A 25614-nucleotide genomic window follows, 5' to 3' on the forward strand; every position below is an offset into this window, starting at 1 on the left:
AGGGAAAGTTACGCGCGCTCTATCGCTTCATGGCTCATGACGACGTGGACGAACGCTTCTTAATGGAATGGCTGCCGGAAAAGCAACGCATGTTTGGACGTGGCACACGTCAGATGCGCTGCCATAGCCCATTTTTGATGGCATTCATTTCGCAAATTATTTCGCTCTGCAAGCCATCGCTTTTGCGCTGACTGTCGCGCAAATATCTCATCACGTCCGGGGCTTGGGACGGTGAGCCATATCTCCGCTTGGATCTACATCGCATGGAAGCCATGCGCAGAAATTGCGCGCGAGATGGCGGACATAGGAGCAGTTGTGAGTCGACATTACAGTCGAAATCCCGGAAACCCGGGCTGAGTTCAACTACAGGGGAAGTATTGCGAAGAAAACATCGATTGCCCTCTTGGGCGTCATCCTTGTTGTATCTGGTTGTTCGACTATGACACGGGCGCGGTACTCCGTATCCGTCGACAACAATATGGCTTTGAAGAGCTATCGCTGAGTTGAGCCAACTCGCCGGGGACTCATGCGGATCCTTCGGGTCTCCGGCATTTCACCAAAATTTCTAATGACTAAGTCAGCGTCAGCTGCCTTTCAACGTGCAGTGGAATCCTTGGACGCGCCGAGGATATCGCCGCCGGCTTCGATCTGAACCAGTGCCGCGGTCGAGAGGCCGGCCAGCGTCGTAGACGGCACGGCGAACGTACGCGGGTTTCCATCCCACGTACCCAGATGCACCAGTTCGCGCACCACATTGCGATGCGGCAGCGTGCGCCCCCGGTTCTCGCCGCCGCCGATGGCGACGTTGATCGTGCGCGGATCGTAACGCACCAGCCACACGTCGCAGATGGCCGCCGGCTTGCCCGCACCGACCACGAGCTGGCCATGCTCCCAGGACAGTTGCGGTCCCTGCGAGGTTGCAGTGGCGATGACCTGGTCGAGTTGCGCGCGATCGGAACCGACCAGATCGTTGTGACCGTTCACGTATACCTGCGGCGTCCACACGTTGTCGCGCTTGTGATATTTCGCGTACGCCCATTGCCGGTCCGTGTACGCCTGGGCGGCAAACGTATCTTTCCAGCCGAGGCTGTCCCAGTAGGTGACGCCGTAGGACAACGCGAGAATGCCCGGCTGTCCCGCAATCGCGTTGAGATTGGCCTCGGCCGGTGGGCACGACGAACAGCCCTGACTCTGGAACAGTTCGACCACCACAAGTGGGTGAGTCGCGCGCAGATCCTGCGTGTAGCCGAGCTCGCAGCAGGCCAGCAGTGATAATGCACCGAGCAGGAGTTTCAAGAGCGGACGGGTCGGCATGGCGTTTACTCTCCAGTCGACACCCCGGGCAGGATGGACCAAGGGTTTGTGTAGATACGTTTGTTCTTCGCCAATCCGCGGGGAAAGTTACTTCATCGAAGATGAGTCCATGGTATCCGAAAGGTTTCCTGTCGCCATGCGGAGCGACCGGGAGTGCAGGCAGTCAATCGGGTGGCGGCCGTACATCGGTTCGGTTACGTTGGAGACTCTTCAGACGAGGGGAGTCGTCCATGAAATACGTTCTTGCCGTCCTGCTGATGGCCGTCATGACGCTGGGTGCGGCGCGGGCATGGGCCGCACCGGCGGCTGATACTGCACCGGCGCTCAGTGCATCAACCGCAGCGGCCAGTCCGGCGCACTTCGATGTGGATGCCGCCACCGATGCCTACATGGCCCAGCTGTCGCCGCAGGCGCGGGCGAACTCCGATGCGTATTTCGAGGGCGGCTACTGGCTGATCCTGTGGGATCTGCTGGTGGCCCTTGTGGTGGCGTGGCTATTGCTCGGCACGCGGCTGTCGGCGCGCATGCGCGATTTCGCCGAGCGCCTGACGCGTTTGCGCTGGCTGCAGACAGCCGTCTATGCGCTGCAGTACATCCTGCTGACGACGCTACTGACCTTGCCGTGGAACATCTACGAGGGCTTCGTGCGCGAGCACCAGTACGGACTGTCCAACCAGAACCTGGGGCAATGGCTGGGCGATCAGGCCAAGGGGCTGGTCATTGCCCTGATCCTGGGCACCGTGGCGCTGGTGATCATCTATGCGGTGATCCGCAAGGCCACGCGTACCTGGTGGCTGTGGGGGGCAGGCGTGTCGCTGGTGTTCATGGTCTTTGTGGCCACCATCGCACCGGTCTACATCGCACCGGTGTTCAACACCTACAAGTCGCTGCCGGAAAGCCCATTGAAGGCACAGATCTTGTCGATGGCGCGCGCCAACGGCATTCCCGCCACCGATGTCTACTGGTTCGACGCCTCGCGCCAGAGCAAGCGCATCAGTGCCAACGTGAGCGGCATGTTCGGCACCACGCGGATCAGCCTCAACGACAACCTGATGAACCGCAGCACGCCGGCGGAGATCAAGGCGGTGCTTGGCCACGAGATGGGTCACTACGTGCTCAATCACGTCTACAAGGGCCTGGTCTTTTTCGGCATCGTCATCGTGCTCGGCTTCGCCTTCGTGTACTGGGGGTTTGGCTGGGCCGAGCGACGCTGGGGCGCACGCTGGGGCATTCGCGGCGTCGGTGATGTGGCCGGCCTGCCCTTGATCGCGGCGCTGTTCACGATCTTCATGTTCTTCCTGACGCCGGTGAACAACACGATTACCCGCAGCATGGAGGCGGAGGCCGATGCGTTCGGCCTGAATGCAGCGCGCCAGCCGGACGGTTTTGCCGAGGCGGCCGTGCAGCTTTCCGAATACCGCAAGATGCATCCCGGCCCGGTGGAGGAGTTCGTGTTCTTCGATCATCCGAGCGGCTGGAACCGCATCCATCGCGCAATGATCTGGAAGGCCGAACACCTCGACGATCCGGATTTCAGGGCCACGGATGCCGCTGCACCGGCGACTTCAACAGGTCACTGATGCGGCGGCTGATCGTGCCCGGAGCCCGGGACCGGTGATTTCACGGTGCCGGTCTCGACCACCATGTCGAGCACATAGGCGATGGATGACGCATCGGCGGCCGGCTGCTTGAGTGCATAACGCTTTACCCGCAATACATCGTGGTTGCCCGGCACGTGGGCATAACCCTCGATGTCCTGCTGCAGCGTCTGCCACGGGCCGGGCTGGCCGCTGCGCAGGCCTTGTGCGTCGTAGTGGATCTCGCGCACCTGCAGGCAGGATTTGTCCGGGATCAACGGGTGATGGCACGGCACATTGTCTGGTGCGACTTCCAGGAACACGGTCTCGCCGGCGCTGCCGTAGCGCGTCTCGGCAGTGGGCTTGCCGACGAAGGTCAGCGTCCGGCCGTCGTTGGCCGCCAGCGTGAGCAGGGGCGCGTTACCTTCATTCGACAGGATCAGGGTCGGCATGCCGCGCAGCACCGCCTTGAGGGTGATCTCGCGCTGCATCAGGGTCTGGTCGTGGCAGGCCATCATGGTCTGCATCATCTGCGTGACCTGGAGATGGTCCTCGACAATCAGGTAACTGCCGCCGATCCGGTTGCAGGCGTTGCGCGCACTGACCCGACCATCGGTGAAGTCGAGTTGCAGCGGTCTGTCCGGCAGGCCGAACAGTGCATCGAGACGCTTGCCGCTGTTGTCGACAGCATCGTGCAATTGCCAGTGATAGCGCGTGAGCGTACTCGGCAACGCCGATGCGTTCGAACTGTCCGCGACGGGCGTGGTCGCGTGTGTGGTTGATGCCGGCGTCATCGCGCAGCCGGCGAGGACGAGCGATAGCAGCAGCGTGCAGATTTTCATGACGGAACCTCCTGGCACTGATTCAAGCAGCCCGGGCGTGAACAGGATTTGATGAGCGTGGCGAGCAGGCGTGCACAAAAAGGCCGCGCCAGGCTTGCGCCTGACGCGGCAAGAGGTTTGAACCGACCACTGCCAGGAAGTCGGGAGCCATCGTCGGAGGGTTCCGTTGCGGCGAGGGCAAAGTAACGGGGTAGTGTCTCAGCGGCTGAGAAGAGGGGATCTGTATCATCGACCGCTCAGGTTATCGCCGCATGACAGGCCGGTATCCCGGAAATCCGGGATGCTGGAGCACTAGCCGGAGTATTCTCGAGTGCTGCAGCCGTGTTGCCCATGAATCCGTGATCCAACCGACAGGGATGAGCCAATGTCGAGTCCGCTATTCCCGGCGGCCCGTGGCGGGAAGCATGATGGCCAGCCGTGCATGGATTGCCCGGTACGCTCTTCCATGAAGAACCAAGCCGCGCTGCTTCTGTTTCTGGTCATGCCCGCTGCCTGCGCCGCGCAACCATCGACAGGCTCGATGTGCCAGGCGCGCGAAACCACGTATTTCAGTTGCGATACCGCGAGGCACAAGACGATCAGCCTGTGCGGTGCCGTGCCGGACAACCTGCAGTATCGATACGGCAATGCATCCCGCGTTGAGCTGCAGTTTCCGGACGATGCATCGAAGGGAGCGGACCAGCTTCGTTACGCGCACTACTCCCGCTATCAGACCGATCGCGCGGAAGTCACGTTCAGCCGTGCGGATACCGACTATGCCGTTTTCGACTACACCGAGAATGACAGGCGCAGCGCCGGCGTACGTGCCGCGACTGCCGACGGCAAGGACGTGGAAATCCGCTGCGCCGGCCCGATTCGCGGGAAGCTGGTGACGTTGCGGAAGAGCCTGCGTTGCGACAGCGACAACGCGCTCAATGGCGGCCAGTGCCCCTGAGCCGGCAGAGCATGCGTGAGGGTGGCACCTTGGGCGGTCAGCTGCCTGGTGTGGATCGCGGGCGGCGCGGCCCGGGCGCGGAGTGGCGCCCCTGCGCCGCGTCGATGCCGTCGATCCAGCCGGCGCGCGATCCCGGAAACGCGTCGGCGTAGGGCACGTAGGGCTTGATGTCGAGGATCGGGGTGCCGTCAAGCAAGTCCACGCCGCGCACGCGCAAGGCATGTTCCTCCACGGCGACCAGTTCGACCGCGGACAGGCCGATCGCGTTCGGCCGGTGTGGCGAACGGGTGGCCAGCACGCTGCGCTTGCCGCCGCCGCGCGGTGGCCGCACCTCGGCCTTCCAGCCTTCGCTGCGATGGAACACGAACAGCAGCCAGACACGTTCGAAGCCGGCGAGGTCACGGAACGCCGCGGTTGGAAAGTCTGCGACGAACTCGATGATGGCCTCGGCCGCCGCGCCGGTCTCGGTGCCTTCCACCACGGTGGGTTGGTGCGGCGCGTCGATGCGCCGCGCATACGGCGAACGGACGAAGGCGATCGGCTGGCAGGAAAACGCGCTGGAGGTGTCGTGCATGGTAGTCACGCATGGCGGAATGGCGGCATTATCCATCCTTGCACTGCCTCCCATGGTTCCATGAACCTTCCCCTGCCGAGGACGCCATGAAATACCTGGTCATGATCTACAACGACGATGCCCTGCTGGATGTGCTACCCGAGGGCGAGTTCGACACGCTGATGCATGGATGCTTCAAGCATGCCGACGAGCTGCGCGACGAAGGGCACCTGCTCGATTCGCAGCAGCTGGAGGCGCCGTCCACGGCCCGGACAGTGCGCATCCGCAACAACCGGGTAACGGTCGTCGACGGGCCGTTCGCCGAGACCAAGGAGTACCTGGGCGGTTTCAACCTGATCGAGGCCGCGGACATGGACGAGGCAGTGCGGATCGCCGCGGAGTTTCCGTGGGCGCGTACCGGCTGCATCGAGATCCGTCCGGTGCGTGACCTGATGGCGGTACGACGCCGGGTAGGTGCGTGACGATGGGCGCTTTTCAACTGGCGTAGCATGCGCAACCATGCACGCCCGCCTTTCAGTGACCCATCCATGAGCCGATCCGACGACGATTACGACACCGAGCCCGACTTCGACGAAGGTGAGGGCGAGTCGGTGGAGTCGCAGGTCTGGCAGTTGCTGCTGCTGATCAATCCCGGCGACGAGGAAACCGCACTGCAGCAGTTCGCTGATTACCGCGAGGCGATGGAGGATGCCGATGCGGACGAGGTCGAGCCGGTCGAGCTGATCGGCCGGGTGATCGACTGGCGTTCCGGTTTCATGGTGGACGCTGGCGATCTGCGTTCGCTGGTGCAGGCGATCGACGAACTGTCTTCGCGCTGGAGCCTGTCGGTCGACTGGAATGGCGATCCGGACGATGACGGCTTCTTCGACGAGCTGGATGCGGCCGAGTTGTTTTCGATCGCCTATGACCGCCTGGCCGAGTCCGGCTACACGCTGTGGGCGTGGGAAACCGGCGGTGACCGCTATGCGGGCTGGATGACGCTGACGCGCGATGGTGAGCCTCTGCGCGAGCTGGCCACGGCGCTGGGCATCAACCTGCGCCTGGGCAGCGACGTAAGTTGAGCCCGATGATGTGGCAAGCTGCAGCGAAGTGAGCTGAACTCGGGCAGTAGGGCAAGGTGCGGCATCTTCTGCCGCTTTCGACAGGCAACGGGTTCCGGATCATTCCATGCTGCAACTGATCGGTTTCGACGGCGACGACACGCTGTGGCACAGCGAGGGTTATTACCAGCACGCAAATGCGGAATTTGCGCTGATCGTCGGACGCTACGTGGATCTGGGCGACCAGGGTGTACACGACACCATGCTGGCCACCGAGCAGCGCAATCTCAAGCTGTTTGGCTACGGCGCCAAGGGCATGGCCTTGTCGATGGTGGAGACGGCGATTGCGGTCACTGACGGGCGCATCACGGCACGTGATATCCACCGGCTGATCGAGCTGGGCAAGAATGTGCTGCAGCACCCGGTGGAGCTGCTGCCCGGCATTCGCGAGGCGGTCGAGGCGGTGGCGCAGCATCACGCGGTGGTGCTGATCACCAAGGGCGACCTGTTCCACCAGGAGAAGAAGGTCGCACAGTCGGGGCTGGCCGAATTGTTCCGGCGCATCGAGATCGTGTCGGAGAAGAATGCCGACACCTACCAGCGGGTACTGGCCGAGTTCAATCTGCAACCGGAGCAGTTCGCCATGGTAGGCAATTCGCTGCGCTCGGATATCGAGCCCGTGGTGCGCCTTGGTGGCTGGGGCGTGCACCTGCCGTATCACGTGACCTGGGCGCACGAGCTGGAAAACGGCCTCGATGGCGACCATTCGCGCGTGATCACGGTGGATGCGCCGTCGGCAATCCCGGCAGCGGTGGTGCAGTTGCGCGAGTGGGCGGCCTGAATCGCGCGCTGTGTGACCAGGATCGTCGGGATCAGAACCGATTTGGAGCGCCATACGATGCATGCCTTGCTGTTTGAAAAATTCGGTGGCCCCGGTGTCCTGCACTGGGGCGAGCAGCCCGACCCGATGCCGGCGCCCGGTCAGGCGCTGGTGCGCATGCACAGCGTCGGGCTGAATTTCGCGGACGTCTACCGGCGTAACGGCAATTACCACCTGAGCGGCACCGCGCCGTGGATTCTCGGCTACGAAGGCGCCGGCGTAATCGAACGTGCTGCCGCAGGCGACCACCTGTTTCCGGCAGGCACCCGCGTCGGTTTTGCCGACATGCCTTACGCGAATGCAGAGCTGGTCGCCGTGGATCTCGACAAGCTGATCCCGCTGCCGGACGACATCACGTTCGATACGGCCGCGGCGACCCTGCTGCAGGGGTTGACTGCGCAGTATCTGGTGACCGACAGCTATGCAGTGCGGCACGGCGATGTGGCGGTGGTGCACGCGGCGGCCGGTGGCGTGGGTCTGCTGCTGGTGCAGATGTTGAAGGCACGGGGTGCGCACGTACTCGGCATTGCCTCCAGCGAGGTGAAGCGTGCCGCCGTGATCGCTGCCGGTGCGGATGCGGTGGCCGGTTACGGCGACTGGTTGGCAGGTGCCAGGGAGCTGTCGGCGGCGCACGGTGCCGACGTCATCTACGATTCGGTCGGCCGCACCCTGGGCGACAGCCTGGCGGCCGCAAGCATCGGTGGCACGGTGGTGTTCTACGGCATGGCGGCGGGCGATCCCGATCCGGTCGATCCGCGCCTGCTGATGGATCGTTCGCTGACGCTGACTGGCGGCGACCTGTGGAACGTGCTGACCAGCGCGTCGATCCGCCGCGAACGGGCAGCGGCGTTATTTGCGCAGATCCACGCCGGCCAGCTGCAGCCGAACATCGCGGCGCGCTTTGCGCTCAGCGACGGCGCGAAGGCACACGCCTATCTGGAAAGCCGCGAGGCGATCGGCAAGGTGTTGCTGACGCTGTGAGTGACGCGGACCGGTGCGCTCGATAGGCACCGGGGGCAGGATCATTCCGGTTCGTTGGCCGGCTTGTCGTCATCGAAACCGGTGTAGTCGTCCGGGAAGATCGGTGTGCCGTCGTCTTCCAGTCCCAGCATGTCGGCCAGCGCCTTGGCGGCAGCAGTCTCGGCGATCGTCTTGTCGCGGAAACTGCGGTTTTCGCAGATCGCGAAATACATCGGGTAGCCGCTCTTGCGTGGGGTCACTGCGAGAAAGGCGGTATAACGCGAACCCTCGAGGGTGGCGCCGGAGCGGGCAAGGTAGTTGTCGAACTCGCGCTCGGCCATCGGTGGTCATCCGCTAGAGGGAAGGCACAGTGTATCGCCTGGCGTGCGTGACGCAGTATCAGCCGGGCGAGCTTTCGTCCGCGTCCAGCGGCAGCACTTCGTGAAAGACGCTGTAGTCGATGATATTGATGCCGGCATCGTCGACGCGGACAAGATCGGTGTAACGATGGTTCCAGCGCAGGTCCTGATGATTCCACCGCTGGCGCGCCAGCATGGATTGCGAAGTCGTTTCGTCGATGCCTTCGAGGCTCAGCAGGAAGGCCGACTGGGTGCGTTCCAGCGTCTCCGGAGTTTCGCCATAGAGCGGGCTGCTCTCGTCGATCACATGCATCAGGCTCCAGCTCAGCATGAAGATCGGATGGCGATCGCGGACCAGTTTCAGGTCATAGATCTTGCGCAGCTTGAAACCCTCCGGCGACGTTTCAAGGCGCAGCAGGTGCAACTGGGCAGAGGCTTCGGCGATCACGTTTTGCCGGGTATTGGCCGCACGGACCATCAAGGTCTGCTTGCCGTCGATCATTCGCACGATGGGATAGTCGGTGAAGATGATCTTCGCGCGTGGGCGCGAGAAGCGCGAAAAGATCAGTCCGGTGACCACCGCGATGCATGCCATGCCGGTGAAGATTTCCACGGTGGCCACGATATGCGCGTAGACGGTCTGCGGATGCATGTCGCCGTAGCCGACCGTGGCCAGCGTCTCCACACTGAAGAAGAAGGCGCCGGCGAAGCCATGCGGATACTGGTTCGCGATGGGTTGCGTGCCGAGCTGGTAGATCCCGGCAAAGAAGGTGTTGAGCACCAGGAAGGCCGCCGCGGCCAGGCCGAAGAAAAGTGGCCAGCTCACGGTCAGCGCGCGATGATAGATGTCATCCCAGACGCGTCGCGACAGGCCCTGGCTGACGAACGGTCGCCCGCCGATGTCGATGATCCGTGGTCGATTCAGGAAGTGCAGCATCTGCCCGGGTGTCTTCGCAAGGATGGATGGGCGGTACGGATCGATTGTAGCGCGCACGGCGCCGCCATCCGGTGTGGCCGGTCTGTGGCAAGCTGCGTTACCCGTGTTCCGGTAATGCACCCATGCTTGCACCCTTCGATATCGCGTGTCCGTATTGCGGCGAAGCCATCGAGATCCTCGTCGATGCCTCGGCTGGCGATCAGCTGTACATCGAGGACTGCCAGGTCTGCTGCCGGCCGATCACCCTGAGCATCCGGATCGATGCGGACGGCGAGGCGCAGGTGAGTGCGGCATCCGAGAACGAGGCCTGATGAACGCGGCGGCACTCATGCGACGGCCTTGCCCGGTGCGCTCGCGATGACCCACGATATTCCGCCGGTGCCGCGTATCGTGCTGGATACCAATGTGTGCCTGGACCTGTTCGTGTTCCGCGACCCGTTGTGTTCGCATCTGCTGGCGGCGCTGCAGGCTGGCGCCGTGCAGGCCGTGACGCGCGACGACTGCCGTGAGGAATGGCAGCGGGTGCTGCACTATCCGCAATTGCCGATCGATGACCGGCAGCGCCCGGCTTTCCGTGAGGCTTTCGACGCGTTGATACGGCTGTTGCCACCGGAGATGTCGACGGCGGCTGACGACATTCCCTTGCCGCGCTGCGCCGATCCGGATGACCAGAAATTCCTGGAACTTGCCCTGGCATCGCGGGCCCGCTGGCTGCTCAGCAAGGACAACGAGCTGCTGAAGCTGGACCGCCGCACCCGCAGTGCCGGGCTGTTCGCCATCCGGTTGCCGCAGCTATGGTCGATTGCCGACGCACGATCGCCCTGACCACCTGACTCGAGACAACCGTCGCGTCAGTCCGGCAGCAGCCCACTGGCCTCGACAATGGCAATGCCCTGCGTCAGCAGCGTGGATCGCGTGGCGTCGTCGCTGGCCGGTGCCACCGGGCGGCTGAGGTCCCACAGCAGGCTGGCGCGAAAGCCGAGTTCCCGCGCATCCTGCGCCGTCCACAGCACGCAGACGTCGCGCGCCAGGCCGCACACGAATACCTCGTCGACGCCGCGGTCGCGTAGCCAGCCGGCCAGCCCGGTGGGCGGGCGCCGACGAGCCGGCCCATGGTTCTCGCGGAAGCCACTGTAGGAATCCATGCCGGGATCGCTGCCCTTGCGGATCACTGCATCGAGCGCCGACCAGTCGACATCCGGGTGCAGCTCGGCGCCGTGCGTACCCTGTACGCAGTGATCCGGCCACAGCGTCTGCGGCTGTCCGTAGAGATCGAGCTGTTCGAACGGTGCGCTGCCCGGATGCGAGCTGGCGAACGAGACATGCCCGCGCGGATGCCAGTCCTGGGTCGCCACCACATGGCGAAACACACGTGCGCGCAACAACCGGTCGATGCCCGGCACGATCGCGTCGCCCTCATGGCAGGCGAGTGCGCCGCCGGGCATGAAGTCCGGTTGCAGGTCGACGACGATCAGGGCGGCCTGGGGTGAGACTGCGCGGGCTGGAAGGATGTGGTCCATGCTGGAGGTTCGTGCATCGGGCGGATTCGGAAGTCTAGCTTGTCGCCACGGGCCGGCACGCGTGTGCGCAGCAGGCATAATGTGCCGGGCAATCACAGATGGATATCACGGCGCCATGCATTACAACCAGGACTGGATGGGCTACGGCATCGTCGGTGGTATCGAAGCCGGTGTGATTTCCGCGCTGGCGGGCCTGCTGCTGTTCGTCGTGTTCCACTGGCTGGGCCGCCGTAATGGCTGGGGCTACGGTCCGCAGATCGGCTGGTCGTTCCTGCTGGCCACCCTGCTCACGGCCAGCGGCGACCTGTCGGACCTGTTCTATTTCAACTACGCACCACTGCAGTCGCTGCCGCTGCTCAAGTTGAAGCTGGCACAGGTGCATGACCCGGACAGCATCGGCATGCGCGTGTTGTGCGAATTGCTCGGCGTGGCGCTGGGGATCTATGTCGGCTGGGTGGTGTGCAGCGGCAATGGGCGTCGAAGTTCCGGCGATCAGGGCAAGCCCGGCTGAGTTTTGCCCCTTCGCGGATAAAGTCTCAGCGTGGTGCCGATGCCATCGGTAGCCGATGCGAGAACATCCACGGCCACAGTTCCGGGGTGGCGTAGGCCGCCGGCCACGCGGCGTGGCCGACGCCGGGAAATTCGGTATAACGCACATCGTCGCCACGCGCCTGCAACGCGGCGTGCATGCGGTGCGATTCTGCCGGCGGCACCACGTCGTCGATGGCGCCGTTGAAGATCCACACCGGCAGCTTGCCGATGTGCCCGGCGACCCAGGCATAGGGATCGGTCACGCCGGCGGGAATGCCTTCCACATGCAAGTCGTCGTCGTTGGGGCGGCCGATGCCGCCGCAGATGATCGCGGCGGCGGCGAACATGCCGGGGTGATCCAGCGCGATCTGCCACGCACCGTAGCCGCCCATCGACAGGCCAGTGAGGTAGAGCCGCTGGCGGTCGCCATGGTAGGCCTTGACGCTGTCGTCCAGCGCCTGCAGAGCCATCTGTTCGATCTCGCCGTTCCAGGCGGTATCGTCCGGCGCCTGCGGGATCACCACCACGGCGTGGAAATCCTTGCCATGCTCCTTGAGCCATGGTGGCAGGCCCTGGCTGAGCTGATTGTGGTCGTCGCCGCCACGCTCGCCGCTGCCGTGCAGGAACAGCACCACCGGCCATGCCTGTTTGGCCGTCCAGCCGTCTGGAACGAATACCTGGTAGCGATAAGTCTTGCCGTGCAGGTCCAGCGAGCGTTCCACGAACGGTGGCGATGCACTGGCGTAGCCGGTGACGCTGGCGATCATCAGGCAGAGCAGCAGGGTGAGACGGCGCATGGTGGCATTCCTCGGCGGTGTTCCGGTTCGCGATGATGCATTGGACGCAGCAGGTCGCCGCGCAACGGGTACGCCCCAGCTTTGCCTACAGCAGCGGGTCGAACAATCGTGCCACATGCATCGCCACCCGGCGCAGATAGGGCGCGTCGAGGTATTCGCGTTCGTCGATGGCATGGGCGCGGCCGAAGTCGGCAGTCAGCATGGTCTCCACTTCGCCGGCAAACGCACGGTCGACGATCAGCGCACCGATCTCGAAATTGAGCCGGAACGAGCGGCTGTCCAGGTTCATGCTGCCGATCGCCGCGCTGTCGTGGTCGATCAGCAACGCCTTCTGGTGCAGGAAGCCGGGCTGGTAGCGGAACATGCGAATGCCGGTGCGTACCGCGTGGTGGGCATGCAGGGTGGAGGCGAGGAACACGGTACGGTGATCCGGACGAGCCGGGATCAGTACGCGTACGTCGACCCCGCGCAGCACCGCCAGCTGCAGTGCCGCACGCACCGAGTGGTCCGGCACGAAGTACGGCGTGCTCAGCCATACCCGTTCGCGCGCGGCGTTGATCGCCGCGGTGAAGAACAGCGAGCCGGTTTCCAGCTCGTCGGCCGGTCCGCTGGCCACCACCAGTGCACTGGCATCGCCATCGCCGGGTAGCGGCGACGGCATCGGTGGCAGGCTGCCGGTGATCCATTGCCAGTCGTCGGCAAAGCGTCGCTGCAGGTCGGCCACCACCGCGCCACGCAATTCCAGCTGGGTGTCCCGCCACGGCGCCAGCGGCGGCTTCAGGCCGAGGTATTCGTCGCCCACGTTGAGGCCGCCGACAAAAGCGCAGGTACCGTCCACCACCACGATCTTGCGGTGGTTGCGGAAATTCAGCTGGAAGCGGTTGCGCCAGCGGTGGGTAGCGAACGGGTGGATCGCCACGCCGCCCGCGCGCAGGGTGTCGACGTACTGCTGCGGCAGGTCATGGCTGCCGACGCCGTCGTAGAGCACGCAGACGTGCACGCCGGCGGCGGCACGCTGCAACAGCAGCTGTTGCAGGCGCCGGCCGAGGCCGTCGTCGTGGATGATGAAGAACTGCACCAGCAGACAGTTTTCCGCAGCGGCCATCGCGGCCAGCATGGCGTCGAATGCGGCGTCGCCATCGATCAGCAGGCGCAGCCGGTGACCGCCGCGGAACGGTTGTCTCTGCAGGGCGCTGATCGCGGCGAAGCGGGCACAGCCCGGATCGATGGCATGTCCGTCGGTGCTGGCCGAAGGCAGTGGCGCCGGTCGCCGCCTGCGCCCCGTGCGATAGCCCAGGAAACGGCTGGAACCGAGATACAGGTAAGGCAGCAAGGTGACATAGGGCAGCAGAAGCAGGCCGAGCGCCCAGCCGATCGCACCCTGCGGAGTGCGCGTGTACATCACGGCATGCATTGCCGCGAAAACGCCCAGCAGGTGCAGCAGCAGGATCCCGGCGGTAAGCATGCTGAGGGTCATGGCAGGCTGTACAGGCCGACTAGTCGCCCAGCAAGTGATCGGCGAGATTGCGGGCCTGCTGGCGGATCTCCGGCATGGCTGTGGACTCCCACAGCGTACCGCGTAGCAAGCTGCCGATGGCAAACAGATGCGGCCAGTGGCTGTCGCCATGGCGCAGGCGGCCCGCGCCATCGGCCTGCGCGCCGAGACCGAGCGGGTCTGCCGTGATGTGCGTGTTGGTCTGCAGTTGCCGTACCAGTCGATGCCGGGTGCGGCGCACGTCGGTATCCAGGCCGACGGTCTGGATCACCAGGTCGGCGCACAGCGTGCGTGTCTCGCCCGCGTGGCCCAGGGTCAGCTGCAGGACATCGTCGACCAGCTGCACCGATTGCACCCGGCCGCATTGGCGCTGCAGCTGGCCGGACTGTTCCAGTGTGGTGATCGACTCGAGTACCTGCGGCGGCATGCGGTGCCTGACGCGCTCCCAGATCCAGCGCGCATGGCGCAGGAAGCGTGCACGCTGTTCCAGTGGCAGCTCCTGCCACAGGCCGGAAGTATGCGGCCGCAGGCTGTCGATGACCGGGCGCCAGTCCGTCTCCTGTGCACACGCTTCGCGCAGCAGGTGCATCCAGCGATGGATTTCCGGCGCATCTCGCATCGCGGCGATCAGCTCGGCGCTGTCATCGGCCGGCGCGGCGGCCTTGTGCAGATGTGCCTCAGGCAGCAGGCCGTGGCGCGAGACCGCGATGAATTCGGTCTGCGGCCATTGCGCGGCAAGCTCGAGCAGCACGTCGACCGCGGTCAGTCCCAGTCCGATCAAAACCACCTTGCGCGGCGACGGTGAGATGCCCGGAGCACCGGCCAGCAGTGGCCATGGGTCCACCACATAACGGCCGCTGTCGAGTGCGGCGGCACTGACACCGCCCAGAGGCTGTGGCGGCAACGCGCCAAGCGCCAGTACGGCAGCATCCGCGTGGTGACTTTCCTCGCCGTGGATCAGTGTGACACCGTCGCTTTCGGGCACCAGTGCATCGATGGCGAACGGGATGATGTTGACGTCATGCCGATGGTTCTTGCCCTGCTGCAACGCGCGCGCCACCTCGGCTTCCAGATAGTCGCCATAACGGCGGCGCGGCAGGAAGTCGGTGCCGGTAATCGCCGGATCGTCGCGCTGCACGAAATCCAGGAAACCGCGCGGCTTGCCGGCAAACATGCTCATCGAGGCCGCACGCACGTTCAGCAGGTGGCGATCCGAGGTGGTGCCGTAGGCAACGCCGCGCGCCGGTGCGCCGGCAGCACCGGTATACCAGTCAAGATGCAGCGGCTGCGCCGGTTGGCGCTCCAGCAGTTCGCCGAGCAACGTAGCTGCCGCGGCACCGCCGCCGATGATGGCGACCCGTCGAAACATGGCATTCCCTGTGCGTTTGGTGTCGTGCAATCAGCCGCGCAGGCGGCCGGCAATGCTGCTGCGTTGTGGCTGCGCGATCCAGCCGCCGGCGGAGTCGGCCTGTTCGTAGGCAAAGAATTGCGCGAGATCACCGCCGTAGACATGCAGCGTCAGTGCCGTATCGTGCTGCGACAGGTTGCGGCAGCGATGGACGTGGGTATCGCTACCCTCGAACCAGGTGCCATCGCCAGGGCCGAGCCAGTCGCGGCCCAGCATGCGCAGGTCACCCGAGGCAGGGTCGCGCGTATAGGACTGCACCTCCAGCGCTCCGGCGAGGGCCACTTCCAGACCCCACAAGCCGGCGTGGTCGTGCACCGGGGTGAGATGGTTCGGTGGCCACGCCATTACCAGCACGCTGAGCGCAGGCTTGCTGCGCTCGGCCAGCAGCCAGCGCTCGAAGCCGCGCTGGCGCGCGCGCAAGGGGGCCAGGCGGTTGGCCAGCACGACTGCATGCTGATGTACCACGCAGCCCAGTTCGCGCGCCATCAAGGCCAGATCCGGTTGCTCGCTGCTGCCGTACTCGAGCGCGATGTTGCGCAGGGTTTTCAGGGTGCGGCTGTGCTTGCCCATGCATGAAACTCGACAGGGTGTGGAGATCAGTGGAGCATGGCTGCCGTTAAAGGCGTGTAAGACGCCGGCGGCTTTTTGCCATGACTTTTGCACCATGCGTCGGGCGCGTGCGACCTCCATGCTGGAGCTGCGCCGGCGGCCTGATCCACTTTCATGGTGGTGGTCAAGGCCGTTGCGCAAAGGCTGCGACGCGGCGCGTAGGTGCGTCGGCTCACGAGGTCGGGCTTGTGGTTGCCGTGGAAGGGCCCGGTCGGGCATGCGTTGCCGGCCGGGCCTTCCGTTTGCCGAGATCGTGAACAGGCTCTTGGCCTATTGTCCCTGCAGGGTGAAGCTCACCGGGACCTGTGCCCAGGCGCGCACTGCCTGACCGCTCACGATCGCCGGGTGAAAACGCCAGCCGGCCAGCACTTGCTCGCGTGCGCTGCGATCGAGCAGGGCATAGCCGCTGCTGCGTTCCACCTGCACATCCACCGGCTTGCCGGTTTCATCTACCAGCACGCGCAGCAGCACGGTGCCTTGCATGTGCTGGCGCAATGCCTGAACCGGAAACTGCAAGGGTGCCGAGAGATAGGCCAGGCTGGCTTCGATCGGCGGCGCGGTCACCACGGTACCGGGCAGGCTGCTGGCAGGGGCCAGGGTCGGCGTGGTGACCGGTGGCGCGGCGACGTCTCCCTCCGTGCTGGGCATCACTACTGGTGGCGCAGTCACCGGCATCGGTCGCACATGGACCTGTGGCAGGGCTGGCGGTTTTGGCAGTGGTTTCAGCTCCACCGGTGGCGGTGGCGGCAACACGGCCGGGGGATCGATGAAGCGGATCAGCTGCACCGGCGCCAGTTGATTGACTACGGCGAGCTGTGCGGAGGTGATCGGTCGAGAGGCGATCACGATGACGGCAAGGTTGAGCGCAATCGCGGCACTGAGCGCAGCGATGCGTGTACGGTCGGGACGTGGGCGACGAGCAACAGCCAGGCTTGCGGACGACATAAGCGACCTCCTGACGGTAGTTTGGGTTGTAGCGTCCGTCACGCTGCGCACAGGCAGGGGGATCGTGCGGCCGCGATGGCAGCGTATGCCTGTTGCGCGCCATGGCGCAAGTGGACGGCCGGACGTCCATATGCGGTCCGTACCAAGGTGGTATCGAGTGCAAGGTGATGCCGGTACGCCGGCATCAGGCTGTACGGATCGGCAAAAAAATGCCCCGCGGGGAGCGGGGCGGAACGCGGATGACAGGGGGGATGGATTGCATCCGCTCCGGCAGTTTCACTCCGGGCGCATGGGGTCAGCGTGCAATTGAAGTGAAAGAGGGTTTCACGCCGGGTCTTGCCCATGGGCGTGGCTTTCGGTGCCTTCGTCATCGAGTAATGCGGTCCATGGCAGCAGATGACCATGCACCGCGATATGCAATCGTGGGTACGCCGGGTAAGGTAGGGAACGTTGCACGCCACCGTTACTTCGTCAGGAGTCACCCATGTCCGCCACATCCGGCGCGGCCATCCCGCGCTACAGCTTCGGCGACGAACTGGCCAGCAGCGTCATTCATGGTATCGGCATCGTCCTCAGCATCGCGGGACTGGCTATGCTGGTGGCGTTTGCGGCGCTGCACGGCAACGCGCTCGCGGTGGTCGCCTGCGCCGTCTTCGGTACCTCGCTGGTGCTGCTGTATACCGCATCCACGTTGTACCACTCGATCTCCGTGGCGAAGGCCAAGCCGGCGCTGCGTGTGCTCGACCACATCGCGATCTATCTGCTGATTGCCGGCACCTATACTCCGTTCACCCTGATCGCACTTCCCGGCTCTTGGGGCCTGAGCTTGTTTGCCGCCGTGTGGACGCTGGCGCTGGCCGGCATCGCGCTGGAGCTCGGCTTGTTCAGGCGCTACCACAAGCTGGCCGTGCTGCTGTACGTGGGCATGGGCTGGATCGGCATGATCGCGTTCAAGCCGCTCAGCGCGCATCTGCAGACCGGCGGCATGCTGCTGCTGATCGGCGGCGGCGTGGCCTATACGCTGGGCGTGCCGTTTTACCTGTGGCGGCGATTGCCATATCACCACGCGCTGTGGCACATGTTCGTGCTGGCGGGCAGCGTGCTGCATTTCCTTGCCGTGCTGCTGTACGTGATTCCCGATACGGCGGCCTGAGCGTGCCGGCCGCGCTGGACGCTATGCGTCGTGACCTCGAGGACGCGGCCACCCATCTGGGCAGGCCGCACGACCTGCGCTTCAAGCCGATGTTCGGCGGTCTGATGGCGTATCTGGATGAAAAACCCTGCGCCTGGCTGACGATGGGAGGACTGGCCCTGAAGCTGGCGCCGGCCGACCAGTCCGCGCTGCTGCGGCTCGACGGCACTTCGCGGTTGATTGCAAAACCGGGCGCGGCGCCGAGCCGGCATTACATCGTGCTGCCGGCATCGCTGCACCACGACACGGCAGGCTTGGCCACATGGCTGGCAAGGAGCGCGGCGGGTGCAGCCTGCAACGTGCGCAGGTCCCGCCATTGAGCTGATGCTTCGCTCATGCGATGGCTGTGGGAAGCGCAGCCGTTCACCCGAAGAACAGCATGGCGACGCCGAACAGGCCGACCATCACGAACGAGAGCACAAGCTTGACCAGGGTGCCGAACAGCAGCCCCAGCCAGGTGCCGATGCCGACATGGGCCGAGCGCAGCACGCTGGTGCCGGAGGCGAGTTCGCCAGCGAGCGCGCCGAGGAACGGCCCGAACAGCAGGCCGGGGATGCCGAAGAACATCCCGACCAGGGTGCCCAGGCTGGCTCCCCATAGTGCCCGCTTGCTGGCGCCGACGCGTTTGGCACCGAGCGTGCTGGCGACGAAATCGACGATCACCCCGATGCCGCCCAGCGTGCCGATGATCAACAGCCACCACAGGCCGAGATGGCGATAGTCATCCACCGCGGCGACCAGCCAGATGCCGCCGAAGATCATCGGGATGCCGGGCAATGATGGCAGCACCGAACCGGCCAGGCCGCCGACGATCAGCAGCGCGGCGAGCGCATACAACGCGATATCCATCATCAGTGGTGTTCCGTCGCTACAGTCATGCCGGCATTGGAGCAGAAGCGGATGGGGAGGAGTGAGAAATGAACGGGAAAGCATCAAAGGCGCGATGCCTGCCTTGTTCCCCACTTTTCTCTACGTGTTCCTCGCAGGCTATTTCTCGACGAAGGCCCGCTCGATCACGTAGTCGCCCGGCTCGCGCGTGCGCGGCGAGGCCTGGAAGCCACGGCCGTCGAGCAGGGCGCACAGGTCGTCGAGCATCACCGGGCTGCCGCACAGCATCACGCGATCGGTTTCGGGGTTCAGCGAAGGCAGGCCGGTGACCTCGCTCATCACGCCGTCGGCGATCGCGTCGGTGATGCGGCCGCGGTTGCGGAAGGGCTCGCGCGTCACCGTGGGGTAGTAGATCAGCTTCTCGCGCACCAGCTCGCCGAGGTATTCGTGCCGCGGCAGTTCGCGCTCCAGGTAGTCCGCGTAGGCGAGGTCGTTGATGTGGCGCACGCCATGGGCAAGCACGATCCGGTCGAAGCGTTCGTAGGTTTCCGGGTCGCGGATGATGCTCAGGAATGGCGCCAGCCCGGTGCCGGTGCCGAGCAGGTACAGGTGCCTGCCGGGTTTCAGGTCATTCAATACCAGGGTGCCGGTGGGCTTGCGCGTGACGATCAGCGGATCGCCCCGTTTCAGGTGCTGCAGGCGCGAGGTGAGCGGGCCGTTGGCGACCTTGATCGAGAAGAACTCAAGGTGTTCCTCCCAGCTGGCGCTGGCGATCGAGTACGCGCGCATCAGCGGGCGTCCGTCCGCTTCCAGTCCGATCATCACGAACTGGCCGCTGTCGAAGCGAAAGCCGGGATCACGCGTGGTACGGAAGCTGAAGAGCGTGTCGTTCCAATGCTGCACGTCGATCACGTGCTCGGTTGCCATGGCCACCATGTCGGGTTGTCTCGTGTTGTTGCTGTTGCAGGGGTGATGTTCAGCCATATGCGGGCGATGGGGCTCTTTCGAGGAAAGAGCGGGCCGCATGCCTTGGCTCGTACCGGGATGATCGCGGCAATCGTGGCAAGGGTACGCGATTCGGCAGGGTTGCGCCCGTGTCGGCAGTCAGCGCAGGGTCATGACGATTCTTTTTTACTGCTGCACTGCCTGCGCCTAGTGCAAAGGCAATCCGCCGGCTGGCTACTTCGATATTCGGCCGGGTCGGTGTCATCATGGCGGCTCGGCGTGCCGGGTTCGCGTTGGTATTGCACATTATCGAAGCGGGAAGCCAAGTGTCCGCTCCGATTTTCCGAATTGAAAATCCATCAAGGATGTTTCGCATGCGGAATCTGGAAAGCACCAAGATCGCCATCGTCGGCCTGGGTTATGTCGGTTTGCCGCTGGCGGTGGAGTTCGGCAAGCATTACGACACGGTCGGTTTCGACATCAATGCGACACGCATCGACGAGTTGCGCGCCGGTCGTGACAATACGCTGGAAGTCGATGCCGACGAGCTGGCCACGGCGACGCGCCTGCGCTTCAGCGCCAGTCTCGACGACCTGCGCAGTTGCAACGTCTACATCGTCACCGTGCCGACGCCGATCGATTCCGCCAAGCGGCCGGACCTGACCCCGCTGATCAAGGCCAGCGAAACCCTCGGCAAGGTCCTCAAGCCGGGTGACACGGTGGTGTACGAATCGACGGTGTATCCGGGCTGCACCGAAGAAGTGTGCATGCCGATTCTCGAAAGAGTCTCCGGGTTGACCTATAACCACGACTTCTTTGCCGGCTACAGCCCCGAGCGGATCAATCCCGGTGACAAGCAGCATCGCGTCACCACCATTCTCAAGGTGACCTCCGGCTCTACCCCCGAGGTGGCGGACTTCGTCGATCGCCTGTACGGCTCGATCATCACCGCGGGCACGCACAAGGCCAGCTGCATCAAGGTGGCCGAGGCGGCCAAGGTGATCGAGAACACCCAGCGCGATCTCAACATTGCCCTGGTCAACGACCTGGCCATTCTGTTCAACAAGCTGGGCATCGATACGCTGGAGGTGTTGCAGGCGGCCGGTACCAAGTGGAATTTCCTGCCGTTCCGCCCCGGTCTGGTCGGCGGCCACTGCATCAGCGTGGACCCGTACTACCTGACCCACAAGGCGCAGGAAGTCGGCCACCATCCGGACGTGATCCTGGCCGGGCGCCGTACCAACGACGGCATGGGCCCGTATATCGCCAACGAAGTGATCCGGCTGATGGTATGCAAGGGCATCAATCCGGTGCACGCGCGCATCCTGCTGCTGGGCCTGGCGTTCAAGGAGAACTGTCCGGACCTGCGCAACACCCGGGTGGTCGACATCGTGGAGGCCTTGCACGGCTACGGTACCGAGGTCGACATTCACGACCCGTGGGTGAATGTGGCCGAGGCCGAGCATGAGTATGGCGTCCGCCCGGTGGCGCAGCCGCAGCCAGGCAGTTACGACGCGGTGATCATCGCGGTTGGTCACAGGCAGTTCGTCGCGATGGGCGTCGAGGGCATCCGTGCCTTCGGCAAGCCGGCGGCGGTGATCTACGACGTGAAATATGTGCTGCCGCGTGAAGCGGTGGACGGGAGGCTGTGATGGCCATTGCCGAAGTCGCATTGCCGCCGGCGCTGCAGGCGCGCGTACAGGGTGAGTCGTTGCCGTGGCTGGTCACCGGTGCGGCCGGGTTCATCGGCTCCAACCTGGTCGAGACGCTGCTCAGGTTGGGTCAGCAGGTCGTCGGGCTGGACAATTTCGCCACCGGTTATCAGCGCAATCTCGACGAGGTGCAGCAACTCGTCGGTGCGCAGGCATGGTCGCGGTTCCGCTTCATCAGGGGCGATATCCAGAACCTCGAGGATTGCCGCGCGGCCTGTGCGGGCGTGGGCCATGTGCTGCATCAGGCCGCACTGGGCTCGGTGCCGCGTTCGATCGAGGATCCGCTGGCCACACACGGGGCCAATGCCACCGGTTTCCTCAACATGCTGGTGGCTGCGCGTGATGCGGGTGTGGCCAGCTTCACCTATGCGGCGTCCAGTTCCACCTATGGCGACGAGCCCACCTTGCCGAAGGTCGAGGACAAGATCGGCCGGTCGCTGTCGCCTTACGCGGCGACCAAGCTGCTCAATGAAATCTATGCCGAGGTATTTGCGCGTTGCTACGGCTTCAAGGCCATCGGCCTGCGTTACTTCAACGTGTTCGGTCGTCGCCAGGATCCGGACGGTGCCTATGCGGCGGTGATCCCGCAGTGGATCGCGACGATGATTCGCGGCGAAGACGTGTTCATCAATGGTGACGGCGAGACCACCCGCGACTTCTGTTTCGTCGCCAATGCGGTGCAGGCGAACCTGCTCGCCGCGCTGTCTGCCGAGGAGCATCGTGACCTGGTCTACAACGTGGCCGTGGGCCAGCGCACCAGCCTGAACGAGCTGTTCGACGCGCTTGTCGCGCAGCTGGCGATGGAAGGTCGGCAGTATGCGCGCAAACCGGTCTATCGCGATTTCCGCGCAGGCGACGTGCGCCATTCACTGGCCGATATCGGCCGCGCCAATTCCCGCCTGGGTTACGAGCCCACGCACACGCTGCCGACGGGCCTGCGCGAGGCGATGCCATGGTATCTGGACTTCATCGCGCGGCACGATCACGCGTAAGTCCGGCGCAATCCCGGCGGTCCGATGAGCAGCCATGACATCGCGATGAATGACTTCGCACAGGTAGTGTCGGGCATCCTCGCGCGCACCGGTTTTGCTGCACCGGGTATCGGCGAGGCCTGTGTGCTGGTGGTCGACACTTCCGCGCTGGCAACGTACGCGGCGGTGGCAGAACGTATGCTCGATGCCGACGAACGCCATCGTGCCGCACGATTCCATTTCGAGCGCGACCGTTCGGTCTACCTGCTGGCGCATGCATTGTGGCGCATGGTGCTGGGGGTCTGCCTGGGTATGGAGGCGTCCGCAGTACCGCTGGTGCGGGCGCCGTGGGGTCAGCCGCAACTGCCGGATACGCCGCTTGCCACCAGTCTCAGCCACAGCGGTAACTGGGTGGCGATCGCCGTGGGCCATGCCGTTACCGTGGGCGTCGATATCGAGTGTTCGCCGGCGCGGATCGCGCTGAGTGATCTGTCGACGACAATCTGCACGCCGGTCGAAGCGGCGGACATGCAGGAACTGCCCGTGACGGTGCGTGAAGCAGCCCTGCTGGCGCTGTGGACACGCAAGGAGGCGTTGCTCAAGGCATTCGGTACGGGTCTGCTGGAATCTCCCTCGACGCTGCCGGCAGCCACAAGCGCGCCGGTGGCTCCGCCATCGAATTCTGCGCATCCACCGTGCCGGGTGTGCGAGCTGGATCTGCCGACGGGAGTGGCAGGAGCATTCGCGGCGCCGGTCACTGTTGGCCTATGCCGTTTGTACGTGCCGGCCGGTATAGGCGGCACGAATCATGCTTGTCACGAAATCAGCATGGATGAGCCGCCCTCAAACCCTTGATTGGCGCGGCTTGGCACAAGACGTGTATGGCTGTACGCGAGTCATGCTGTGAAACCCCGGCACCGGACATCCGCGATAAGGCGTAGACGTTCTGGATGCATGGACACCGTGCCGGAGCAGGCGATAACCTCGAAATCCACCTGCACGAGGGGCAGACGATTCGACGCGTGTGAGCGGAAGACGAGTTGAACGGGGGAGTGTCATGTACAAGTTCATGAGCAAGCACGCCACGCGCTGGCTCCTGTTGCTGGGCCTGGGCGAGTTCCTGTTGCTGGCGATTTCGCTGAATGTCGCGATGTACCTGCGCTATTTCCGGCATGCGGACGAACTGACGGAGTTTTCGCGGCATCTGCCCGAACGCTCGCTGATCTTCGGAGGCGTCCTCCTGCTCGGCCTGGCTGCACTGGGTCAATACCAGGCGCATATGCGTACCAGCTGGTTTGGCCTGCTGGCGCGCCAGGCCGTGGGCTTTGTCCTCGGTGGTTTCGGGCTCGTCGTGGCGTATTACGTCGTTCCCCAAGCCTATGTTGGCCGTGGTGTATTGAGTATTGCACTGGGGCTGGGTTTTGTTGCGGTAACCGGCTTCCGCGCGCTGTTTCTGCGTCTTGTGGACGTCGATGTATTCAAGCGACGCATACTGATACTCGGTGCCGGGACACGTGCCGCGCAGATCCACAACCACATGCGTCGACGCTCGGATCGACGTGGCTTCATCGTGGCGGGCTTCGTGCCACGGCCGGGCGAGAAAATTGTCGTACCAACCGAGCAGGTATGGGCTTCGGACACGCCCCTGCATGTCCTAGCCCAGCGTGAGCAGGTCGATGAGATCGTGGTCGGTGTCGACGATCGTCGCGGCGGTTTGCCGATCGAGGATTTGCTCGAATGTCGGCAGCTGGGCATTGATGTCACCGACATGACCACGTTTTTCGAACGCGAGGCGGGCCGCTTGCAGCTGCCGTTTACTGATCCATCCTGGTTCGTCTTCTCGGGCGGCTTCAATGCCACGCCGGTGCGTCTGCTCAGCAAGCGCTGTTTCGATCTGGGTGTCGCCTTACTGGTATTGCTGTTGACGTGGCCGCTGATGCTGCTGGTGGTGTTGGCGATTCGCATCGAATCAGGTGCCGGCCAACCCATTCTCTATCGCCAGGAACGCGTTGGCGCGCACGGCAGGACGTTCCATCTGATCAAATTCCGCAGCATGCGCACCGATGCCGAACTGGACGGCGTGGCGCGCTGGGCCAGCAAGAACGACGATCGCGTCACCCATGTCGGCCGGTTCATCCGCAAGGTGCGGCTGGACGAACTGCCGCAGTTGTGGAACGTGCTCAAGGGTGAAATGAGCTTCATCGGTCCGCGTCCCGAGCGTCCGCAGTTTGTTGCCGATCTGGCGCAGAAAATCCGTTACTACGATCTGCGCCACTGCCTGAAGCCGGGTCTGGCAGGGTGGGCACAGCTGCGGTTTCCCTATGGCGCCTCCGAAGACGATGCGGCCGAGAAACTCAAGTACGACCTGTATTACGTCAAAAACCAGAACCTGCTGTTCGACGTGCTGATCCTGATTCAGACGGTCGAGGTCGTGCTGTTCAGGCGTGGCGCGCGCTGATTGCCGAAAGGCTGATGCCGCTCGTTTCCAGCTCAGTCGCGCGTGTGCGCTGGATGCGCGGTGGCTGTCCTGAGCGGGTTCAGCGGCGAGCTGTACCAGTCCACGACTTTGCCGTTTTCGAAACGAATCCATGACGGCCCGTATTCCCAATGATCTGCGCCGCTGATCACGGGGTCACCCTGGATGGCGCGCACGGTACCGGTGTCCATGCCGAGTTCGAGCATGGAAGGCGCCGCCGCAGCTACCCGTTCACCAGAGGTGCCGTTCGCCGAGGCAAGCGGTTGAGATACGGTCGTGAATGGTCCGGATTCGCTATTCCATGGGAGCCATGCGGAATCCCACAGCAGCCACACGAGACCGGCTGCCACTGCCAATACAACCACCAGCCGGCGCGAGTGGCGTGGCGCAGGGGTAAGCGAACGCTGAGGTGAGGGCGGCTGGACGACAGTGTCTTGAGGCTGTCGCACATGCATGGCGCCCGGAAGGCGCCCGTGCCGACGCTGGAATTCCATCGCTGCACCGTATAGTGCGGTGAGCTGCTGCAGTCTCTCCGCCGCAATGACGTTATTGCGACCCCCGCCGTTTCGACGATCGGGATGCAGCACGGACACGCGGCGGCGATAAGCCTTTTTGAACTCGGCCAAATCGCAGCCGGGGTTCAATCCCAGGATCTTGTACAGATCGAGAAAATCGGTCTCGCGGGCCACGTCTCTCCCCCTGACACGCGGTGAATTGGATAGGTCGCGGCCTGACTCGCGGCCGCAGTCCACAGCATGCCGCATTTCC

The 25614-nt window shown here is 64.2% G+C and carries 29 protein-coding genes; 15 read left to right on the forward strand and 14 right to left on the reverse strand.

Annotated elements, in window-relative coordinates:
- Nucleotides 1–594 precede the first annotated feature (594 nt).
- The gene (locus tag ACYVKM_RS13840) at nucleotides 595–1314 is read right to left on the reverse strand and encodes a DUF1223 domain-containing protein (protein ID WP_460878198.1); all 720 of its coding nucleotides are present in this window, start codon (nucleotides 1312–1314) and stop codon (nucleotides 595–597) included.
- A gap of 230 nt (nucleotides 1315–1544) precedes the next feature.
- On the opposite strand from ACYVKM_RS13840, the gene ACYVKM_RS13845 reads away from it, so the two are divergent.
- On the forward strand, nucleotides 1545–2894 hold the full coding sequence (locus tag ACYVKM_RS13845) for a M48 family metallopeptidase (protein ID WP_460878199.1): 1350 nt from the start codon (nucleotides 1545–1547) through the stop codon (nucleotides 2892–2894).
- Here the strand turns inward: ACYVKM_RS13845 and ACYVKM_RS13850 are convergent.
- Entirely contained in the window at nucleotides 2888–3733 is an 846-nt protein-coding gene (locus ACYVKM_RS13850) for a DUF4377 domain-containing protein (RefSeq protein WP_460878200.1), read from the reverse strand. The two genes, ACYVKM_RS13845 and ACYVKM_RS13850, sit on opposite strands and share 7 nt — an antisense overlap.
- A gap of 445 nt (nucleotides 3734–4178) precedes the next feature.
- On the opposite strand from ACYVKM_RS13850, the gene ACYVKM_RS13855 reads away from it, so the two are divergent.
- The gene (locus ACYVKM_RS13855; RefSeq protein WP_460878201.1) at nucleotides 4179–4667 is read left to right on the forward strand and encodes a hypothetical protein; all 489 of its coding nucleotides are present in this window, start codon (nucleotides 4179–4181) and stop codon (nucleotides 4665–4667) included.
- Between the two features lie 37 nt (nucleotides 4668–4704).
- Here ACYVKM_RS13855 and tsaA read toward each other — a convergent pair whose 3' ends face one another.
- On the reverse strand, nucleotides 4705–5241 hold the full coding sequence (tsaA, locus tag ACYVKM_RS13860; RefSeq protein ID WP_460878202.1) for a tRNA (N6-threonylcarbamoyladenosine(37)-N6)-methyltransferase TrmO: 537 nt from the start codon (nucleotides 5239–5241) through the stop codon (nucleotides 4705–4707).
- An 86-nt stretch (nucleotides 5242–5327) separates the two neighbouring features.
- On the opposite strand from tsaA, the gene ACYVKM_RS13865 reads away from it, so the two are divergent.
- The 4 genes from ACYVKM_RS13865 (at nucleotide 5328) to ACYVKM_RS13880 (ending at nucleotide 8142) form a co-directional block, all read left to right on the forward strand.
- On the forward strand, nucleotides 5328–5702 hold the full coding sequence (locus ACYVKM_RS13865) for a YciI family protein (RefSeq protein ID WP_460878203.1): 375 nt from the start codon (nucleotides 5328–5330) through the stop codon (nucleotides 5700–5702).
- Nucleotides 5703–5768: 66 nt separating this feature from the next.
- Nucleotides 5769–6302: a DUF6630 family protein gene (locus ACYVKM_RS13870; protein ID WP_460878204.1), complete on the forward strand. Its 534-nt coding sequence runs from the start codon at nucleotides 5769–5771 to the stop codon at nucleotides 6300–6302.
- A 106-nt stretch (nucleotides 6303–6408) separates the two neighbouring features.
- Entirely contained in the window at nucleotides 6409–7122 is a 714-nt protein-coding gene (locus tag ACYVKM_RS13875; RefSeq protein ID WP_460878205.1) for an HAD family hydrolase, read from the forward strand.
- A 57-nt stretch (nucleotides 7123–7179) separates the two neighbouring features.
- On the forward strand, nucleotides 7180–8142 hold the full coding sequence (locus ACYVKM_RS13880) for a quinone oxidoreductase family protein (RefSeq protein WP_460878206.1): 963 nt from the start codon (nucleotides 7180–7182) through the stop codon (nucleotides 8140–8142).
- A gap of 41 nt (nucleotides 8143–8183) precedes the next feature.
- On the opposite strand, the gene ACYVKM_RS13885 is transcribed toward ACYVKM_RS13880, so the two are convergent.
- Both ACYVKM_RS13885 and ACYVKM_RS13890 read right to left on the reverse strand, forming a co-directional pair.
- Nucleotides 8184–8462 carry a hypothetical protein gene (locus tag ACYVKM_RS13885; protein WP_460878207.1) on the reverse strand — a complete coding sequence of 93 codons (279 nt, stop codon included), beginning with the start codon at nucleotides 8460–8462 and terminating at the stop codon, nucleotides 8184–8186.
- A 58-nt stretch (nucleotides 8463–8520) separates the two neighbouring features.
- The gene (locus tag ACYVKM_RS13890) at nucleotides 8521–9474 is read right to left on the reverse strand and encodes an ion channel (RefSeq protein WP_460878208.1); all 954 of its coding nucleotides are present in this window, start codon (nucleotides 9472–9474) and stop codon (nucleotides 8521–8523) included.
- 65 nt (nucleotides 9475–9539) lie between these two features.
- Here ACYVKM_RS13890 and ACYVKM_RS13895 point away from each other — a divergent pair, with 65 nt between their 5' ends.
- Complete coding sequence (locus ACYVKM_RS13895; RefSeq protein WP_460878209.1) at nucleotides 9540–9728, forward strand: CPXCG motif-containing cysteine-rich protein; 189 nt, start codon at nucleotides 9540–9542, stop codon at nucleotides 9726–9728.
- 46 nt (nucleotides 9729–9774) lie between these two features.
- Entirely contained in the window at nucleotides 9775–10242 is a 468-nt protein-coding gene (locus tag ACYVKM_RS13900; protein ID WP_460878210.1) for a putative toxin-antitoxin system toxin component, PIN family, read from the forward strand.
- Between the two features lie 26 nt (nucleotides 10243–10268).
- On the opposite strand, the gene pncA is transcribed toward ACYVKM_RS13900, so the two are convergent.
- Nucleotides 10269–10937 carry a bifunctional nicotinamidase/pyrazinamidase gene (gene pncA, locus ACYVKM_RS13905; protein WP_460878211.1) on the reverse strand — a complete coding sequence of 223 codons (669 nt, stop codon included), beginning with the start codon at nucleotides 10935–10937 and terminating at the stop codon, nucleotides 10269–10271.
- 115 nt (nucleotides 10938–11052) lie between these two features.
- Between pncA and ACYVKM_RS13910 the strand changes: the two genes are divergently transcribed.
- A complete protein-coding gene (locus ACYVKM_RS13910) occupies nucleotides 11053–11448 on the forward strand; it encodes a hypothetical protein (protein WP_460878212.1) in 396 nt (131 codons plus the stop codon).
- A gap of 25 nt (nucleotides 11449–11473) precedes the next feature.
- Here the strand turns inward: ACYVKM_RS13910 and ACYVKM_RS13915 are convergent, their stop codons facing one another.
- The 5 genes from ACYVKM_RS13915 to ACYVKM_RS13935 form a co-directional block, all read right to left on the reverse strand.
- Entirely contained in the window at nucleotides 11474–12265 is a 792-nt protein-coding gene (locus ACYVKM_RS13915; protein ID WP_460878213.1) for a carboxylesterase family protein, read from the reverse strand.
- Nucleotides 12266–12350: 85 nt separating this feature from the next.
- On the reverse strand, nucleotides 12351–13742 hold the full coding sequence (gene cls, locus ACYVKM_RS13920; RefSeq protein WP_460878214.1) for a cardiolipin synthase: 1392 nt from the start codon (nucleotides 13740–13742) through the stop codon (nucleotides 12351–12353).
- Between the two features lie 19 nt (nucleotides 13743–13761).
- On the reverse strand, nucleotides 13762–15129 hold the full coding sequence (locus tag ACYVKM_RS13925; protein WP_460878215.1) for an FAD/NAD(P)-binding protein: 1368 nt from the start codon (nucleotides 15127–15129) through the stop codon (nucleotides 13762–13764).
- Between the two features lie 30 nt (nucleotides 15130–15159).
- Nucleotides 15160–15738: a cysteine dioxygenase gene (locus tag ACYVKM_RS13930; RefSeq protein WP_460878216.1), complete on the reverse strand. Its 579-nt coding sequence runs from the start codon at nucleotides 15736–15738 to the stop codon at nucleotides 15160–15162.
- Nucleotides 15739–16047: 309 nt separating this feature from the next.
- Nucleotides 16048–16722, reverse strand: a complete 675-nt coding sequence (locus ACYVKM_RS13935) for an energy transducer TonB (protein WP_460878217.1) — start codon at nucleotides 16720–16722, stop codon at nucleotides 16048–16050.
- Between the two features lie 484 nt (nucleotides 16723–17206).
- Here ACYVKM_RS13935 and trhA point away from each other — a divergent pair, with 484 nt between their 5' ends.
- Both trhA and ACYVKM_RS13945 read left to right on the forward strand, forming a co-directional pair.
- The gene (gene trhA / locus ACYVKM_RS13940; RefSeq protein ID WP_460878218.1) at nucleotides 17207–17875 is read left to right on the forward strand and encodes a PAQR family membrane homeostasis protein TrhA; all 669 of its coding nucleotides are present in this window, start codon (nucleotides 17207–17209) and stop codon (nucleotides 17873–17875) included.
- Between the two features lie 2 nt (nucleotides 17876–17877).
- Nucleotides 17878–18234: a TfoX/Sxy family protein gene (locus ACYVKM_RS13945; RefSeq protein WP_460878219.1), complete on the forward strand. Its 357-nt coding sequence runs from the start codon at nucleotides 17878–17880 to the stop codon at nucleotides 18232–18234.
- Nucleotides 18235–18277: 43 nt separating this feature from the next.
- Here ACYVKM_RS13945 and ACYVKM_RS13950 read toward each other — a convergent pair whose 3' ends face one another.
- Together ACYVKM_RS13950 and ACYVKM_RS13955 are read right to left on the reverse strand one after the other, a co-directional pair.
- Complete coding sequence (locus tag ACYVKM_RS13950) at nucleotides 18278–18763, reverse strand: DUF456 domain-containing protein (RefSeq protein ID WP_460878914.1); 486 nt, start codon at nucleotides 18761–18763, stop codon at nucleotides 18278–18280.
- A 138-nt stretch (nucleotides 18764–18901) separates the two neighbouring features.
- Nucleotides 18902–19678 (reverse strand): ferredoxin--NADP reductase, encoded by a 777-nt coding sequence (locus tag ACYVKM_RS13955; protein ID WP_460878220.1) that lies wholly within the window; start codon nucleotides 19676–19678, stop codon nucleotides 18902–18904.
- Between the two features lie 383 nt (nucleotides 19679–20061).
- Between ACYVKM_RS13955 and tviB the strand changes: the two genes are divergently transcribed.
- The 4 genes from tviB (at nucleotide 20062) to ACYVKM_RS13975 (ending at nucleotide 24828) form a co-directional block, all read left to right on the forward strand.
- Nucleotides 20062–21339, forward strand: coding sequence for a Vi polysaccharide biosynthesis UDP-N-acetylglucosamine C-6 dehydrogenase TviB (gene tviB, locus ACYVKM_RS13960; RefSeq protein ID WP_460878221.1), 1278 nt, complete (start codon nucleotides 20062–20064; stop codon nucleotides 21337–21339).
- Nucleotides 21339–22391: an SDR family oxidoreductase gene (locus ACYVKM_RS13965; protein ID WP_460878222.1), complete on the forward strand. Its 1053-nt coding sequence runs from the start codon at nucleotides 21339–21341 to the stop codon at nucleotides 22389–22391. Before tviB ends, ACYVKM_RS13965 begins: the two co-directional genes overlap by 1 nt.
- A 24-nt stretch (nucleotides 22392–22415) precedes the next feature.
- On the forward strand, nucleotides 22416–23225 hold the full coding sequence (locus ACYVKM_RS13970) for a 4'-phosphopantetheinyl transferase family protein (protein ID WP_460878223.1): 810 nt from the start codon (nucleotides 22416–22418) through the stop codon (nucleotides 23223–23225).
- Between the two features lie 202 nt (nucleotides 23226–23427).
- The gene (locus ACYVKM_RS13975) at nucleotides 23428–24828 is read left to right on the forward strand and encodes a TIGR03013 family XrtA/PEP-CTERM system glycosyltransferase (protein ID WP_460878224.1); all 1401 of its coding nucleotides are present in this window, start codon (nucleotides 23428–23430) and stop codon (nucleotides 24826–24828) included.
- Nucleotides 24829–24860: 32 nt separating this feature from the next.
- On the opposite strand, the gene ACYVKM_RS13980 is transcribed toward ACYVKM_RS13975, so the two are convergent.
- A complete protein-coding gene (locus ACYVKM_RS13980; protein ID WP_460878225.1) occupies nucleotides 24861–25535 on the reverse strand; it encodes a J domain-containing protein in 675 nt (224 codons plus the stop codon).
- Nucleotides 25536–25614: the final 79 nt, after the last annotated feature.

The sequence above is a fragment of the Rhodanobacter koreensis genome, assembly GCF_054782855.1.

Excerpts from the sequence above, each read along its gene's own strand:
- ACYVKM_RS13840 (WP_460878198.1), bottom strand. The coding sequence starts at position 1,314 with ATGCCGACCCGTCCGCTCTTGAAACTCCTGCTCGGTGCATTATCACTG.
- ACYVKM_RS13845 (WP_460878199.1), top strand. The coding sequence starts at position 1,545 with ATGAAATACGTTCTTGCCGTCCTGCTGATGGCCGTCATGACGCTGGGT.
- ACYVKM_RS13850 (WP_460878200.1), bottom strand. The coding sequence starts at position 3,733 with ATGAAAATCTGCACGCTGCTGCTATCGCTCGTCCTCGCCGGCTGCGCG.
- ACYVKM_RS13855 (WP_460878201.1), top strand. The coding sequence starts at position 4,179 with ATGAAGAACCAAGCCGCGCTGCTTCTGTTTCTGGTCATGCCCGCTGCC.
- tsaA (WP_460878202.1), bottom strand. The coding sequence starts at position 5,241 with ATGCACGACACCTCCAGCGCGTTTTCCTGCCAGCCGATCGCCTTCGTC.
- ACYVKM_RS13865 (WP_460878203.1), top strand. The coding sequence starts at position 5,328 with ATGAAATACCTGGTCATGATCTACAACGACGATGCCCTGCTGGATGTG.
- ACYVKM_RS13870 (WP_460878204.1), top strand. The coding sequence starts at position 5,769 with ATGAGCCGATCCGACGACGATTACGACACCGAGCCCGACTTCGACGAA.
- ACYVKM_RS13875 (WP_460878205.1), top strand. The coding sequence starts at position 6,409 with ATGCTGCAACTGATCGGTTTCGACGGCGACGACACGCTGTGGCACAGC.
- ACYVKM_RS13880 (WP_460878206.1), top strand. The coding sequence starts at position 7,180 with ATGCATGCCTTGCTGTTTGAAAAATTCGGTGGCCCCGGTGTCCTGCAC.
- ACYVKM_RS13885 (WP_460878207.1), bottom strand. The coding sequence starts at position 8,462 with ATGGCCGAGCGCGAGTTCGACAACTACCTTGCCCGCTCCGGCGCCACC.
- ACYVKM_RS13895 (WP_460878209.1), top strand. The coding sequence starts at position 9,540 with ATGCTTGCACCCTTCGATATCGCGTGTCCGTATTGCGGCGAAGCCATC.
- ACYVKM_RS13900 (WP_460878210.1), top strand. The coding sequence starts at position 9,775 with ATGACCCACGATATTCCGCCGGTGCCGCGTATCGTGCTGGATACCAAT.
- pncA (WP_460878211.1), bottom strand. The coding sequence starts at position 10,937 with ATGGACCACATCCTTCCAGCCCGCGCAGTCTCACCCCAGGCCGCCCTG.
- ACYVKM_RS13910 (WP_460878212.1), top strand. The coding sequence starts at position 11,053 with ATGCATTACAACCAGGACTGGATGGGCTACGGCATCGTCGGTGGTATC.
- ACYVKM_RS13915 (WP_460878213.1), bottom strand. The coding sequence starts at position 12,265 with ATGCGCCGTCTCACCCTGCTGCTCTGCCTGATGATCGCCAGCGTCACC.
- cls (WP_460878214.1), bottom strand. The coding sequence starts at position 13,742 with ATGACCCTCAGCATGCTTACCGCCGGGATCCTGCTGCTGCACCTGCTG.
- ACYVKM_RS13925 (WP_460878215.1), bottom strand. The coding sequence starts at position 15,129 with ATGTTTCGACGGGTCGCCATCATCGGCGGCGGTGCCGCGGCAGCTACG.
- ACYVKM_RS13930 (WP_460878216.1), bottom strand. The coding sequence starts at position 15,738 with ATGGGCAAGCACAGCCGCACCCTGAAAACCCTGCGCAACATCGCGCTC.
- ACYVKM_RS13935 (WP_460878217.1), bottom strand. The coding sequence starts at position 16,722 with ATGTCGTCCGCAAGCCTGGCTGTTGCTCGTCGCCCACGTCCCGACCGT.
- trhA (WP_460878218.1), top strand. The coding sequence starts at position 17,207 with ATGTCCGCCACATCCGGCGCGGCCATCCCGCGCTACAGCTTCGGCGAC.
- ACYVKM_RS13950 (WP_460878914.1), bottom strand. The coding sequence starts at position 18,763 with ATGGATATCGCGTTGTATGCGCTCGCCGCGCTGCTGATCGTCGGCGGC.
- ACYVKM_RS13955 (WP_460878220.1), bottom strand. The coding sequence starts at position 19,678 with ATGGTGGCCATGGCAACCGAGCACGTGATCGACGTGCAGCATTGGAAC.
- tviB (WP_460878221.1), top strand. The coding sequence starts at position 20,062 with ATGCGGAATCTGGAAAGCACCAAGATCGCCATCGTCGGCCTGGGTTAT.
- ACYVKM_RS13965 (WP_460878222.1), top strand. The coding sequence starts at position 21,339 with ATGGCCATTGCCGAAGTCGCATTGCCGCCGGCGCTGCAGGCGCGCGTA.
- ACYVKM_RS13970 (WP_460878223.1), top strand. The coding sequence starts at position 22,416 with ATGAGCAGCCATGACATCGCGATGAATGACTTCGCACAGGTAGTGTCG.
- ACYVKM_RS13975 (WP_460878224.1), top strand. The coding sequence starts at position 23,428 with ATGTACAAGTTCATGAGCAAGCACGCCACGCGCTGGCTCCTGTTGCTG.